Below are 14,435 nucleotides of genomic sequence, written 5' to 3'. Positions count from 1 at the left end.
CTCCATGGGTGAGAACAAGCAGCGCATGCTGGCGGGGGAGTGGTACCTCCCCGACGACGACGAACTGCTCGCGGACACCGAGCGGCGGGCGGCGCTGTGCGCGGCCTACAACGCCGCCGAGACCGCGCCGGCCGACGAACGGCGGAAGATCCTGGAGCAGTTGATCGGGGAACTGGGCGAGGACGTCCGTATCCGCCCGCCGTTCCGCTGCGACTACGGCAGCTACATAACGATCGGTGCCGGGACGTTCATCAACTTCGGTGCCGTCCTCCTGGACGCCGCACCCATCACCATCGGCCGGTATGCGCAGATCGGCCCCAACGTGCAGCTGCTGACCCCGGCGCACGAGTTGGACGCCGAACGGCGGCGCGCGGGCTGGGAGAAGGGCCTGCCCATCACCATCGGCGACAACGTGTGGCTCGGCGGCGGAGTGATCGTCTGCCCGGGCGTCACCATCGGCTCCGACACGGTCGTCGGCGCCGGAGCCGTCGTCACCAAGGATCTGCCCGCGGGCGTGCTCGCCGTGGGCAACCCCGCGCGCGTGGTGCGGGAACTCGGGCCCGGGGCCCCGGCCGGGGACGCCCGGACAGGAGCCGGCTAGCCCCGGCGCCAGGAGTCGTCGGGCAGGTGCGAGCCCGCCTGCGGCCCCATCCGCAGCATGCCGCCGTCCACCGCCCAGGAGGCGCCGGTGACATACGTGGAATCGTCGCCGGCCAGGAAGGCGATGACGGAGGCGACCTCCCTGGCGTCCCCGGGCCGCCGCAGCGGCACGCCGGGCCGGGAGGCGGTACGTACGTCCTCGTCCTCCTGGCCCGTCATGGGGGTGGCGATCTCGCCCGGTGCGACGGCGTTGACGCGGATGCCGTGCTCGGCCAGTTCCAGCGCCATGACCTGGGTGAGCAGCCCGAGGCCGCCCTTGGCGGCGCAGTACGGACCGGCACCGACCCGCGGCTGGTGCTCGTGCACGCTGGTGACGTTCACGACGGTCCCGCCGTCCCCCTGCTCGACCATCCGGCGCGCGGCGCGCTGGGAGCACAGGAACGGGCCCAGCAGATCGATGTCGAGCACGTCCCGGACGGTGGGGTAGTCCAGTTCGAGGAAGGGGGTGCGGGTGCCGGTGCCGGCGTTGTTGACGAGCACGTCGACACGTCCCAACTCGTCGGCGAGCTCGTCCACCACGTCCGCGGCCTCCGGCAGCCGCGTCAGATCCAGGTGCCGGACCGCCGCCCGCCGCCCGGTCTCCTGTACCAGCGCGGCGGTCTGCTGCGCCCCGTCCCGGTCGGTGTGCCAGGTGATGCCGATGTCCAGACCGTCCTGGGCCAGCCGTACCGCCGTCGCCCGCCCGATGCCCGAGTCCGAGCCGGTGATGACCGCCACCCGGGGTCCGCCGCTCTGTGTGGACACGCCGACCTCCTCCACCGTTGACGACCGCGCTGCGTTGCTGACGACCACCCTGCCGGGTCACCTCGGGGACGGGTGAGTAAACAGGGAACCGAGGGGTACGCCGGGCCCTCGGGCAGCCCCGTCGGCAACCGTGGCGCGTCCGGATGTGCGACCCGCACCGGCGGCGCGCATGCTGGAAGGGGCCCTGTGTTGGCTCTGCTCACGTGAGGAGAAGCACCATGCAACACGACGAGTTCATCGGCCAGGTACAGGCGCGGGCCCACCTCGACAGCCGGGGCGCGGCCGAGGCAGGGACGCGCGCCACCCTGGAGACACTGGCCGAACGCATTCCGGCTTCGCTCGCCGACCACCTGGCCGCGCAACTGCCGACCGAGCTGGGGGAACATCTGCGCCGCGTCGAGTACGCCCCGGACGTGCCGCAGACCGGAGTGCGGATGACGCGCCAGGAGTTCTTCGGCCGTGTGGCGCAGCGCGCCGGAGCCGACCCCCCGAAGGCCGTCCACGAGGCCCGCACCGTGGTCGAGCTCCTGGAGGAGGCCACCCAGGGTTCGGTGACCGAGCACATCCGGCAGTCCCTGGACGAGGAGCTCGCCTCCATCCTCTTCTCCGGCAGCACCGGTACGGCCGGCTCCCACTGAACCGGCCGACCGGCTCGCGCAAGGCAGCGATCGGACCGAAAGGCAGCGATCGGACATGGCCCACACCAACGTCGAAGAAGTCCTGGCCGCGCTCGACGACGTCGACTTCCCGGCGGACAAGGACGAGTTGCTCGAGGCGGCGTCGTCCTCCGGAGCGTCCGCCGAAGTCCGTACGGCGCTGCGTGGCATCCCGCCGGACGAGTACGCCAACCGTCAGGAAGTGGCCCGCTCGGTACGTGTCGACCCCGACTCCGACCTCGACCACAGCGCGGCCCAGCACGCCGAGCAGGCGCGGCAGGGCGGCAGGCCCGGGCAGTCGCAGTATCTGCGCGAGGCGCCCAAGCCACCCGTGGAGGAGGAACTCCACCGCCGGGACGAGCGGTAACCGTTCGCCATACACGCACCCAAGGAGGTCCGACATGGTGCGCAAGAAGGTCGAAGGCGACGAGGACGAGCGGCGCACGGAAGCGCACAAGGCACACCGCGTCGACGAGCCCGCCAGCGCCCGCTACGCGACCACCGGGGCGTCCAAGCAACGCACCCACCGTGCGGGCGGGTCCGCCGAGAAGGACACCGAGACCCCGGCCCAGCGCCAGGGCAAGGTGGGGCACACGGCCACCCAGGCCGAGCGCAGGGCGCAAGGGGTCGGTCCGGCCGAATCCCGCAGCCCCTACGAGGGACGTGGCCGCCCCGAGTACTCGGCCGAGCACGAGCAGGTCTTCCGCGCCCTGGTCACCGCCGAGCAGCAGCACGGCGGCGAGCCCGTGAGCCTCGACGAGGTCTCCCGGGAGGCTCATATGCCGCAGGAGAAGACCCAGCCCCTGATGCACGACCTGGTGACCGTCCATCACCTGGCGACCGAACTCCAGGGCGCCGAGGCCCCGGACCTGTCGCACTACGAGACCAAGCCGCGGCACTGAGCCTCCGGACGGTTCCGGAAGGCCTCCGGGACGGCTTCTGTCCCAACCGTTGACAGCCCCGGGCCCCCTCCCTACTGTTCCGCCGAATCGCTTCGATACAGCCAGTCGAAACGATTCGACAGTCTTGCGGAAACAGCTTCGAGGAGGGGGCGTTGGTCAAGATCACAGACGTGGCCCGGCGTGCCGGCGTGTCTCCCAGCACCGTCTCCTACGTACTGAGCGGCAAGCGCTCCATCTCGGCCGCGACCCAGCGCCGCGTCGAGGCGAGCATCCGCGAGCTCGGCTACCGCCCGCACGCCGGTGCCCGCGCACTGGCCAGCAGCCGCTCCAACGTGCTGGCCCTGGTGATGCCGCTGCGCAGCGGCATCCATGTGCCCGTGCAGATGCAGTTCGCCGGCGCGGTGGCGACCACGGCGCGCCGCCACGACCACGACGTCCTGCTCCTCACCCAGGAGGAGGGGGAGGACGGACTGCGGCGGGTGGCCGACAGCGCGCTCGTGGACGCGCTGATCGTGATGGACGTCCAACTGCGCGACGCACGCGTCCCGCTGCTGCGCACCCTGCCGCTGCCCTCGGTCCTCATCGGCTTTCCCGCCGAGGCCGACGGGCTGACCTGCATCGACCTCGACTTCACCGCCACCGGTGAGAGCTGCGTCGGCCATCTCGCCCAGCTCGGACACCGGTGCGTGGCGCTGCTGGGCTCCCCGCCCGAGGTGTACGCGCGCGGCACCGGCTTCGCGCAGCGCACGGCCGCGGGCTTCACAGCCGCCGCCCGGCGCGGCGGGATGACCTCGACGGTGCTCCCGTGCGAGCCCACCAGGGCCGCCGCGCGCGAGACCGTCGAGCGGCTGCTGCACGACCATCCCGACCTGACCGGCGTCGTCGTCCACAACGAGCCCGCGCTGCCGCTGCTGATGGAGGCGTTCCAGCAGGCCGGGATGCGCATTCCGCAGGACCTTTCGGTGGTCGCGGTGTGCCCGGACGAGTTGGCGGAGAACACCGCGGTACCGGTCACCTCCGTCGCCATCCCCGCCGCCGAGGTGGGGGAGCGGGCCGTGGGCCTGCTGATGGACAAGTTGAACGGCAGGTCCGTCCCGGACGCCACGCTGCTGCCTCCTCGGCTGACCCCGCGCGCCAGTACCGCACCCCGGGGCTCGGGCTGACGACGGCCGGCCCCGCAGCACCTTCCTGACCCCGCCCGCCACTACTCCGACCGCGCCGCGCCCCTCCCTTACACCGCCCGTCGAAGCGTTTCGACTCGAAGGAGAGTCCCGTGCAGGAACAGGGCACCCCCAGACGTCATCTCCTCGCCCTCGGCATCGCCGTCCCGCTGGCGGCGGCCGGCACGGGAACGGCAGGCGCCGTGCCCGCCACCTCGCGGACGGGCCGGGCCGACCGCGCCGGCGCCCGCGCCGGGCACCCCTTCCAAGACCCCGGACTGCCCTTCGCCGAGCGCGTCGAGGACCTGCTCGGCCGGCTGACCCGCGGCGAGAAGATCTCCCTGCTGCATCAGCACCAGCCCGCCGTCCCCCGGCTGGGCATCCGCTCCTTCCGTACCGGCACCGAGGCCCTGCACGGCCTCGCGTGGCTCGGCAAGGCCACCGTCTTCCCGCAGGCACTCGGCCTGGCCAGCACCTGGAACCCCGCGCTGATCGAACGTGTCGGCGCGGCCGTCGGGGACGAGGCCCGCGGCTTCCAGCACGAACGGCCCAAGGGCTGGGGTCTCAACCTGTGGGCCCCGGTGGTGAATCTGCTGCGCGATCCACGCTGGGGCCGCAACGAGGAGGGCTACTCCGAGGACCCGTATCTGACCGGTGCCGTCTCCGTCGCCTACGGCACCGGCCTCCAGGGCGAGGACCCCCGCTATCTGAAGACGGCCCCCACCATCAAGCACTACCTCGCCAACAACACCGAGCGGAACCGCTCCACCTCCGACTCGATCCTGCCGGCGAGGGTCCGCCAGGAGTACTACGAGGCGGCGTTCGAGCCGGCGCTGAGCGGCGACGCCGTCACCGGCGTGATGACGTCCTACAACCTGGTCAACGGCCGCCCGGCGACGGTCAATCCGGGGCTGAACGACACCGTACGCAAGTGGGCGAAGCGGGAGCTGTTCCATGTCACCGACGCGGACGCCCCCAACAATCTGGTCAACGGCCAGAGCTACTACCCCACCCTCGCGGAGGCGGACGCGGCGGCCCTCACAGCGGGCATCGACAGCTTCACCTCCGACAGCGAGGACTCGAGCAAGACGGTCAAGGCCCTCACCACCGCCCTGGACAAGGGGCTGATCAGCGAGTCCGACCTGGACACCGCGGTCCGACACCTTCTTGCGATCCGCTTCCGGCTCGGCGAGTTCGACCCCGACGGCGGCCCCTACGCGAAGATCACCAAGTCGGTCGTCGACAGCCCCGAGCACCGCGCCCTCGCCCGCGAGACGGCGCGGGAGGCGATCGTGCTGCTGAAGAACGCCCCGCAGCGCAAGGGCGGCGCGCTGCTGCCGCTGGACGCCCGGCGGCTGGAGAAGGTCGCCGTCGTCGGCCCGCTCGCCGACACCCTCTACACCGACTGGTACTCGGGCTCGCTGCCGTACGCGGTCACTCCGCGCGAGGGCGTCGCCGAGCGGCTCGGCTCCGGCGGGAAGGTCACCGGGGGCGAGAGCGTGGACCGGATCGCGTTGCGGAACGCCGCCACGGGCGCGTACCTCACCGCGGGCAGCGGCGCGGACGGCGCGGTCCTCACCGAGCGTGCCACCAGCGCGGGTGCCACCGAGCAGTTCGACGTCTTCGACTGGGGCCAGGGCATCGTCACGCTGCGCAGCGCGGCCAACGCCAAGTACCTCGGCTACGACGGCAAGGTCTTCCGCAACGACCAGGAGCAGCCCGGCGGCTGGTTCGTCCAGCAGCAGTTCACGCTGGTCGAGCAGGATGACGGCACCCGGCTGGTCCGCTACGCCGGATACGACGCCCGCACCGACTGGTTCGGCGACAAGGAGTACTTCAAGGCCGGCGAGGACGGCACCGTCACGCTGGTCGCCGAGAAGGACGCCACCCGCTACCGGGCCGAGACCGTACGCGACGGTGTGGCCGAGGCGGTCGCGGCTGCCCGGGATGCCGATGTCGCCGTCGTCGTGGTCGGCACCATGCCCGCCATCAACGGCCGCGAGGACCACGACCGCACGGACATGGCGTTGGCCGAAGGGCAGGCCGCGCTGGTCAAGGCCGTCCACCGGGCCAACCCGCGCACGGTCGTCGTCCTGGAGAGCAGCTACCCGCAGACCGTCAACTGGGAGCAGGCCCACATACCCGCGCTCGTGTGGACCACCCACGCGGGACAGGAGACCGGAAACGCCCTCGCCGACGTACTGTTCGGCGACCACAACCCGGCCGGGCGGCTCACCCAGACCTGGTACCGCTCCCAGGACGATCTGCCGGACCTGCTCGAATACGACATCATCAAGGCGGACCGCACCTACCTCTACTTCCGTGGCGAGGCCCTCTACCCCTTCGGGCACGGCCTGTCCTACACCACCTTCCGGTACGGCGAACCGCGGCTGTCCGCACGCACGGTGGAGCCGGACGGCACCGTGACCGTCTCGGTGAAGCTCACCAACACCGGACGCCGGGACGGGGACGAGGTCGTCCAGCTCTACATCCGCAGGCGCGGCTCGCGGGACAAACAGCCGTTGCGGCAGCTGCGCGGCTTCGAACGCGTCCGGCTGAAGGCCGGCCGCTCCACCACCGTGCGGCTGCGGCTGCGCGCCGCCGACCTCGCCCACTGGGACGTCACCCGCGGGCGAAAGGTGGTCGAGAGCGGGGTCGTCGAGGTACAGGTGGGCGCCTCCTGCACGGACATCCGCGGACGTACCACGTTGCGGGTACGCGGCGAGAAGATTCCGCCGCGCGATCTGACCGGCACCACCAGGGCCGCCGACTTCGACGACTACCGAGGCGTGCGGCTGGTCGACGAGAGCAAGGCGCGGGGAGAAGCGGTCGGCGCGGACGAGGACCGCGCCTGGATCGTGTTCCGGGACGCCGATCTGGGGCGCGGCGCCGAGAAGCTGACCGCGCGGCTCGCTCGGGAGGGGCGGGGCAGCGGCACCCTCACCCTGCGGCTCGGCTCGCCACGGGGGCGGGTGGTGGGCTCCGCGCAGGTGCCGAGCACCGGCGACCGGTACGACTACCGGACCGTCACCGCGCGATTGCGCGGGGCGCGTGGACGGCACGACGTCTATCTCGTCTTCTCGGACCCGATGCGGCTGAGCACCTTCGCCCTTCGCTGAAGCCCGCCCCTTCGAGGGCACCCCTCCGCCCGGCGCGCCCGCTGCGGGGCGCCTCGATGGACCGCCCCCGATTGGAGATCTCTTCCCATGCAATTGCGTCCCGCACTCCCGGTACTCGCCGCTGTGACGGCCGGGGCGACGGTCGCGTTCGGGCTCACGGGGTGCGCCGCCACACCCGACCCCGGCACCGTCACCGTGCTCAACTCCGCCACGGACACCGCCGAACACACCAAGAACCAGAAGTTCTTCGACCGCTGCGCCGAGAAGTACGGGCTGCGGGTGGAGCAGAACAGCGTCCCCGCCGACCAGGTCTCCTCCAAGGCCCTGCGGATGGCCTCCTCGCACTCGCTGCCCGACATCCTCGAACTCGACGGCTCCGAGTTGCCGCAGTTCGCCGAGACCGGAGGGCTGCGCAGCCTGGCGGATCTGGGGGTGCGCACCTCGGGGCTGTCCGCGAGCGGCGTCTCCCTCGGCTCCTTCGAGGGCACCCGCTACGGCATCGCCCGCTCGGTCAACTCCCTGGCGCTCTACTACAACCCGGACCTGCTGAAGAAGGCGGGCGTCGAGCCGCCCACGACTTGGGACGAGCTGCGGAGGACGGCGAAGAAGCTCTCCGGTGACGGTACCTACGGGCTCGCCTTCAGCGCGAGTCCGAACGCGGACGGTGTCTACCAGTTCCTGCCGTTCTTCTGGTCGGCCGGGGGTGACGAGGCGCGGCTGGACAGCGGCAAGGGCGAGGCCGCACTGCGGCTGTGGAAGGACATGGTGGCGGACGGATCCGTCTCCAAGGCCGTCGTCAACTGGAACCAGCAGGACGTCAACGACCAGTTCATCGCGGGCCGCACCGCCATGATGATCAACGGGCCGTGGCAGGTGCCGGTGCTGGAGGCGCAGGACAAGGTGGACTGGGCCGTCGCCAAGCTGCCCGTGCCCGAGGCGGGGGGCAAGGCGGTACCCCCGGTCGGCGGCACCGTGATGACCGTCCCCAAGAGCGACGACAGCGCACGCGAGAAGAACGCCGCCAAGATCCTCAACTGCCTCAACACCCCTGAGAACCAGCTCGACTGGGGCGAGGCCGTCAACAACGTGCCCACCCGCGCCACCGCGGCGCGGACCTACGCGAAGCAGAACCCGAAGCTCGCCCCGTTCGCCGACCTGGTGACCACAGCGCGTTCCCGCACCGCCAAGGTCGGCACCCGCTGGCCGGCCGTGAGCGACGCGCTCGCCGGGGCCTTCCAGTCCGTACTCACCGGCGGCAGCAGCCCGGAGGCGGCCCTGCGCCGCGCCCAGCGGCAGGCGACGGCGGGGGAGTGAGGAGCCCATCATGAGTACCGCCACAGCCCCTTCCGTGACCACGCCGCCCGCGAACGCCTCCCGGGCCCCGGCCCCGGGCCGGTCCTCAAGACGGCGCACCGCGCTGCTGCGCTGGCTGTTCATCGCGCCCGCGCTGCTCTACATGGCCGCGTTCTTCGGATACCCGCTGGTGCGCAACGTGCTGATGAGCTTCCAGCACTACACGCCCACCACCTACTTCACCGGCGAGGCCCCCTTCAACGGGCTCGACAACTGGCGGGCGGTCTTCTCCGATCCGCTGTTCACCGACGCGCTGTGGCACACGGCCCTGTTCACAGTGGGTTCGCTGCTGGGTCAGTTCACCCTGGGGCTGGCGCTGGCCGTCTTCTTCTCCCGCCGCTTCCGTCTCTCCCGCTTCGTACGGGCCGTACTGCTGCTCCCGTGGCTGGTGCCGATGGTGGTGGCCGCCGTGGTGTGGCGGCGCATCCTCGACCAGGAGCACGGCGTCCTCAACGCCGCACTGCAGACGCTGGGCCTGACCGACGGCGGCGTGCCCTGGCTGAGCAGCCCCGATGTGGCGCTGCTGTCGGCGGTGCTGGTCAACATCTGGATCGGCATTCCGTTCAACATGGTCATTCTCTACGGCGGCCTCCAGGAGATCCCCCGGGATCTGTACGAGGCGGCCTCGCTGGACGGCGCCGGGCCCTGGCGGGTCTTCCGCTCCGTCACGCTGCCGATGCTGCGGCCCGTGATCACCGTCGTCCTCGTCCTCGGCTTCATGTCGACGGTCAAGATCCTCGACCTGATCCTCGCCCTCACCTCGGGCGGCCCCGCCGACGCCACCCAGACCCTGGGCACCGTCACCTACCAGATGTCGTTCCTGCGCCTGGACTTCGGCCAGGGCGCCGTGGTCGGCAATGTCCTCATCCTGATCAGCGCGGTCTTCGCGGTGCTCTACCTGCGCGCCAACCGCGCCGACTTCGGCAACGGGAAGTGAGCACGATGCCCCCGACAACCGCCTCCGCCGCACCGCGCGGATCCCGCACGGCCCCCACCACGGCCCCGACGACCGCCCGCCGGATGCGTGGCGCCTGGAACACCGCCGCCGCGCTGCTGATCCTGGCCGTACTGCTCTTCCCCGTCTACTGGATGCTGGTCACGGCGCTGCAGCCGTCCTCCGGTCTCGATGTGGACTGGTTCCCCACCTCGCCGGGGCTCGACAGCTTCCGTGCGGCGCTGGACAGCCAGGGCCGCTCCCTGGTCACCAGCCTCGCCGTCGCGCTGGGGGCGGTCGCGGTGTGCCTCGCGCTGGCCGCGCCCGCCGCCTACGGGCTGGCGCAGTTCTCGCTGCGCGGTGGCCGCACCATCGTCTTCACCACCCTCATCACCCAGATGGTGCCGGGCATCGTCATCGCCAACGCGCTCTACAGCGCCTACGCGGAGCTGCGGCTGGTCAACTCCTACCTCGGACTGATCCTCGCCGACGCCTCGCTGGGGCTGCCGTTCTCCATCGTGCTGCTGCGCGCGTTCATGGTCTCCATCCCCACCGAGGTGGTGGAGGCCGCCTTGGTGGACGGCGCGAACAGATTCACCGCGTTCGTCCGCGTCGTCCTGCCGATGAGCCGCAACGCCCTCATCACCGCCGGGCTGTTCACCTTCCTGTTCGCCTGGTCGGACTTCATGTTCGCGCTCACCCTCAACACCACCGACGACGTCAAGCCGGTGACGCTCGGCATCTACCAGTTCGTGGGCGCCCACGTCAGCGACTGGGGAGCCGTCATGGCCACCGCCGTGCTGTCCGCCGTACCGGCGGCCGTGCTGCTGGTCGTCGCGCAGAAGTACATCGCCGCCGGAATCACCGGCGGGTCCGTCAAATAGCCATTGGGCCCGGTGGCCGCAGCGGAGCGCCGCCGCACACACGCCGTCGAGCTTCCCGCCGTCGCGGCGGGAAGAGGTCCCCTCCAGCGGGAAGAAATCTCCCGCGGCAAGAGCAAGTGAGGCTGTTCACCGATGAGTTCTCCCTCCCCGGGCACCCCTGTGCCCGTTCCGCCCCTCCCCGGGCTCCCCGCCGCATTCGTCTTCGGGGCCGCCACCGCCGCCTACCAGATCGAGGGCGCCCACGACGAGGACGGGCGCGGACCCTCCATCTGGGACACCTACTGCCGTGAACCCGGCCGTATCGAGGGCGCCGCCACCGGTGACGTCGCCTGCGACCACTACCACCGCTACCCCGAGGACATCGCGCTGCTGCGGGAGCTGGGGGTGGACAGCTACCGCTTCTCCGTCGCCTGGCCGCGTGTCCAGCCCACCGGGGCCGGCCCCGCGAACGGGCGCGGCCTCGACTTCTACGACCGGCTCACCGACGAACTGCTCGCCGCGGGCATCAGCCCGGCGGCCACCCTCTACCACTGGGACCTGCCGCAGGCGCTGGAGGACCGGGGCGGCTGGCGGCTGCGGGAGACGGCGGAGCGGTTCGCCGAGTACACGGCGCTGGTCGCCGCCCGGCTCGGGGACCGGATACCGCGCTGGATCACCCTCAACGAGCCGTTCTGCAGCGCCTTCCTCGGCTATGCCACCGGCCGGCACGCACCGGGCGCACAGGAGGGGCGCGGCGCCCTGGCCGCCGCGCACCATCTGCTGCTGGGGCACGGACTGGCCGTACGCGCCCTGCGCGCGGCAGGCGTCCGGCAGGTCGGCATCACCCTCAACCCCGACCGGCTGCTGCCGGCCGACGACACCCCGGCCGACGCGGCAGCCGTGCGGCGCGCCGAGACCCTGCACAACGAGACGTGGTTCGATCCGCTGTTCGCCGGACGCTATCCGCGCGGCGAGGCGGAGACCTGGGGCCCTCAGGCCGACGGCTCCTGGCGCCGGGAGGGCGACCTGGAGCTGATCGGCGCCCCGCTGGACTTCCTCGGCATCAACTACTACCGCCCGATCACCGTCACCGAGGCGCCCTACCGCGACCCCGACCCGGTGACCCGTACGGCCACCGACATCCGTGTCGCCGAGTGCGCCCGCGACGACGTACGGCACACCACCATGGGCTGGCCCGTCGATCCGCGGACCTTCACCGATCTGCTGACTGATCTGACCGCGCGCTATCCCTCGCTGCCACCGCTGCTGATCACCGAGAACGGCTCCGCCGAGACCGACACCGTCACTCCCGACGGGCGGGTGCACGACAGCGACCGGGTCGGGTATCTGCGCGACCACCTGGCCGCCGTGGCGGACGCGGTGCGCGCCGGTGTCGACGTACGCGGCTACTACGTGTGGTCGCTGCTGGACAACTTCGAATGGGCGCGTGGCTACGGCCAGCGTTTCGGCATCGTCCGGGTCGACTACGCCACACAGCGGCGGATCCCCAAGGACAGCTACCACTGGTACCGCGATCTGATCGCGGCCCACCGGCGGTACCACGCACAGCACCCCGCACCCACCGCACCGCACACCGGAGAGCAGGCCGCCCGATGAAGTTCACCGACGGCTACTGGCTGATGCGCGACGGCGTCCAGGCGTCGTACGCCACCGAGATCGCCGACACCCGCGTCAACGACGACCGCTTCACCCTCTACGCACCCGTACGGCACATCCGGCGCCGGGGCGACACCCTCAACGGGCCCCTGCTGACCGTCGAATGCTTCTCACCCGCCGAAGGGGTGATCGGTGTCCGCGCCACCCACCACGCCGGCACCGTCGACAGCGGCCCGCACTTCGCCCTGGGCTCCGCCCCGGGCGACGCGGCGGCGGGGAAGGTCACCCGGGACGGCAGCCTGCTCGAACTGACCAGCGGCGGTCTGTCGCTGCGGGTCGACACCTCGGGGCCGTACCGGCTGGAGTTCACCACCGACGGCCGCACCCTCACCCGTGTCGAGGCGCGCGGCACCGGCTACGCCACGACCCCCGACGGCGCCCACCACTCCCTCGCCCAGCTCTCCCTGGGCGTCGGCGAACTCGTCTACGGGCTCGGCGAGCGCTTCACCCCGTTCGTGCGCAACGGACAGAGCGTCGACATCTGGCAGGCGGACGGCGGCACCGCCAGCGAACAGGCCTACAAGAACGTCCCCTTCCACCTCACCAACCGCGGCTACGGCGTCTTCGTCAACCACCCCGGCAAGGTGTCCTACGAGGTCGGCTCCGAGGCCGTGGGCCAGGTCCAGTTCAGCGTCGAGGACCAGACGCTGGAGTACTACATCGTCCACGGCCCCACGCCCAAGGAGATCCTCGCCCGCTACACGGCGCTCACCGGCCGCCCGCCGCTGCCCCCTGCCTGGTCGTTCGGGCTGTGGCTGTCCACGTCGTTCACCACCGCCTACGACGAGGAGACCGTCAGCGGCTTCGTGCGCGGCATGGCCGAGCGCGACATCCCGCTGGGCGTCTTCCACTTCGACTGCTTCTGGATGCGCGCCTACCAGTGGTGCGACTTCACCTGGGACCCGGACGTCTTCCCCGATCCGGAAGGGATGCTGCGGCGGCTCAAGGAGAGCAACGGGCCAGGGGACCTGAGGATCTGCGTGTGGATCAACCCCTACATCGCGCAAAAGTCCCCGCTGTTCGACGAGGCGGCCCGGCTCGGCCACCTCGTCCGGCGGCCGGACGGCAGCGTATGGCAGTGGGACATGTGGCAGGCGGGCATGGGCCTGGTCGACTTCACCTCCCCCCGGGCGCGGGCCTGGTACGCCGACAAGCTGCGCGGTCTGCTCGGCCAGGGCGTCGACTGCTTCAAGACCGACTTCGGCGAGCGCGTGCCCACCGACGTCGTCTGGCACGACGGCTCCGACCCGGAGAGGATGCACAACTACTACACGCAGCTGTTCAACCGCACCGTCTTCGAGACCCTCACCGAGGAACGCGGCCAGGGCGAGGCCGTGGTCTTCGCCCGCTCCGCCACCGCGGGCGGCCAGCAGTACCCGGTCCACTGGGGCGGCGACTGCGAGTCCACGTTCGGGGCGATGGCCGAATCGCTGCGCGGCGGCCTCTCCCTGGGCCTGTCCGGGTTCGGCTTCTGGAGCCACGACATCGGCGGCTTCGAAGGCGACCCCGACCCCGCCCTGTTCAAACGCTGGGTCCAGTTCGGGCTGCTCTCCTCGCACAGCCGGCTGCACGGCAGCACCTCCTACCGGGTGCCGTGGGCCTTCGAGGACGGAGACGAAGAGGCCCGGGACGAGGGCGGAGCCGTCGCCGTCACCCGCGCCTTCACCCGGCTCAAGCACCGGCTGATGCCCTACCTGTACCGCGCGGCGCGGCAGGCCGCCGAAAGCGGCACCCCGGTGATGCGCGCCATGCTGCTGGAGTTCCCCGACGACCCGGCCTGCCACACCCTCGATCGCCAGTACATGCTCGGCGACGATCTGCTGGTGGCCCCCGTCTTCGCCGCCGACGGCAGCGTCGAGTACTACGTACCGGACGGCGAGTGGACCCATCTGCTGTCCGGCGAGCGGGTGACCGGGCCGGGCTGGCGGCGCGAGCGGTACGGCTTCGAGAGCCTGCCGCTGCTGGTCCGCCCCGGAGCGGTGCTCCCGTACGGCGAGCGGGACGAGCGCGCCGACTACGACTGGGCGCACGGGGTCACGCTGCGCGCCCACGCTCTGCGCGACGGCGCCACGGTGACCACCCGGGTACCGCGCCTTCCCGGGGGCACCTCCCGGCCGGAGGCCGAAGGAGACGCCCCCGACGCCGTCTTCCGCACCCGCCGGCACGGGCGGCGCGTCACCGTCGAGGCCATCGGCGCGCCCGGCCCCTGGCACCTCCTGCTGGAGGGGGTCCGTGCCGACGCGGCGGACGGAGCCGGTGTGACGGCCGAACACACCGCCCGCGGCACCCTGCTGACGGCCGGGCCGGGTACGGCGGAGCTGACCGCGCTGCTCACCCAGGAGGAGGGCGGGGACTAGCCGGACCGGG

Annotated in this window: 12 protein-coding genes; 11 read left to right on the top strand and 1 reads right to left on the bottom strand. The window is 71.6% G+C overall.

What is annotated here, in order from left to right; translation table 11 throughout:
* The first annotated feature begins 4 nt into the window (after positions 1-4).
* Positions 5-601 carry a sugar O-acetyltransferase gene (locus tag JW613_RS01235; protein WP_209208809.1) on the top strand — a complete coding sequence of 199 codons (597 nt, stop codon included), beginning with the start codon at positions 5-7 and terminating at the stop codon, positions 599-601.
* Here JW613_RS01235 and JW613_RS01230 read toward each other — a convergent pair.
* Positions 598-1,404 (bottom strand): SDR family oxidoreductase, encoded by an 807-nt coding sequence (locus JW613_RS01230; RefSeq protein WP_209208808.1) that lies wholly within the window; start codon positions 1,402-1,404, stop codon positions 598-600. The genes JW613_RS01235 and JW613_RS01230 overlap by 4 nt on opposite strands.
* Positions 1,405-1,622: 218 nt before the next feature.
* Here JW613_RS01230 and JW613_RS01225 point away from each other — a divergent pair, with 218 nt between their 5' ends.
* The 10 genes from JW613_RS01225 (at position 1,623) to yicI (ending at position 14,425) form a co-directional block, all read left to right on the top strand.
* A complete protein-coding gene (locus JW613_RS01225) occupies positions 1,623-2,042 on the top strand; it encodes a DUF2267 domain-containing protein (protein WP_209208807.1) in 420 nt (139 codons plus the stop codon).
* Between the two features lie 55 nt (positions 2,043-2,097).
* A complete protein-coding gene (locus JW613_RS01220) occupies positions 2,098-2,427 on the top strand; it encodes a DUF2795 domain-containing protein (RefSeq protein ID WP_099885453.1) in 330 nt (109 codons plus the stop codon).
* Between the two features lie 34 nt (positions 2,428-2,461).
* Positions 2,462-2,962, top strand: a complete 501-nt coding sequence (locus JW613_RS01215; RefSeq protein ID WP_209208806.1) for a hypothetical protein — start codon at positions 2,462-2,464, stop codon at positions 2,960-2,962.
* A 152-nt stretch (positions 2,963-3,114) separates the two neighbouring features.
* Positions 3,115-4,125: a LacI family DNA-binding transcriptional regulator gene (locus JW613_RS01210; RefSeq protein WP_209208805.1), complete on the top strand. Its 1,011-nt coding sequence runs from the start codon at positions 3,115-3,117 to the stop codon at positions 4,123-4,125.
* Between the two features lie 110 nt (positions 4,126-4,235).
* On the top strand, positions 4,236-7,241 hold the full coding sequence (locus tag JW613_RS01205; RefSeq protein WP_209208804.1) for a glycoside hydrolase family 3 protein: 3,006 nt from the start codon (positions 4,236-4,238) through the stop codon (positions 7,239-7,241).
* 87 nt (positions 7,242-7,328) lie between these two features.
* A complete protein-coding gene (locus JW613_RS01200) occupies positions 7,329-8,555 on the top strand; it encodes a sugar ABC transporter substrate-binding protein (RefSeq protein WP_209208803.1) in 1,227 nt (408 codons plus the stop codon).
* Between the two features lie 10 nt (positions 8,556-8,565).
* Complete coding sequence (locus JW613_RS01195; protein WP_209208802.1) at positions 8,566-9,531, top strand: carbohydrate ABC transporter permease; 966 nt, start codon at positions 8,566-8,568, stop codon at positions 9,529-9,531.
* An 83-nt stretch (positions 9,532-9,614) separates the two neighbouring features.
* Positions 9,615-10,412, top strand: a complete 798-nt coding sequence (locus tag JW613_RS01190) for a carbohydrate ABC transporter permease (RefSeq protein WP_245224874.1) — start codon at positions 9,615-9,617, stop codon at positions 10,410-10,412.
* 132 nt (positions 10,413-10,544) lie between these two features.
* Positions 10,545-12,008 carry a GH1 family beta-glucosidase gene (locus JW613_RS01185; RefSeq protein WP_209208800.1) on the top strand — a complete coding sequence of 488 codons (1,464 nt, stop codon included), beginning with the start codon at positions 10,545-10,547 and terminating at the stop codon, positions 12,006-12,008.
* Entirely contained in the window at positions 12,005-14,425 is a 2,421-nt protein-coding gene (yicI, locus tag JW613_RS01180; protein ID WP_209208799.1) for an alpha-xylosidase, read from the top strand. The genes JW613_RS01185 and yicI overlap by 4 nt, the downstream gene beginning before the upstream one ends.
* Positions 14,426-14,435 lie beyond the last annotated feature (10 nt).

Origin of the sequence: Streptomyces smyrnaeus, assembly GCF_017676345.1 — a bacterium.
In the GTDB taxonomy this organism is placed as follows: Bacteria; Actinomycetota; Actinomycetes; order Streptomycetales; family Streptomycetaceae; genus Streptomyces; species Streptomyces smyrnaeus.
This window is presented reverse-complemented; position numbering and strand designations above follow the sequence as displayed.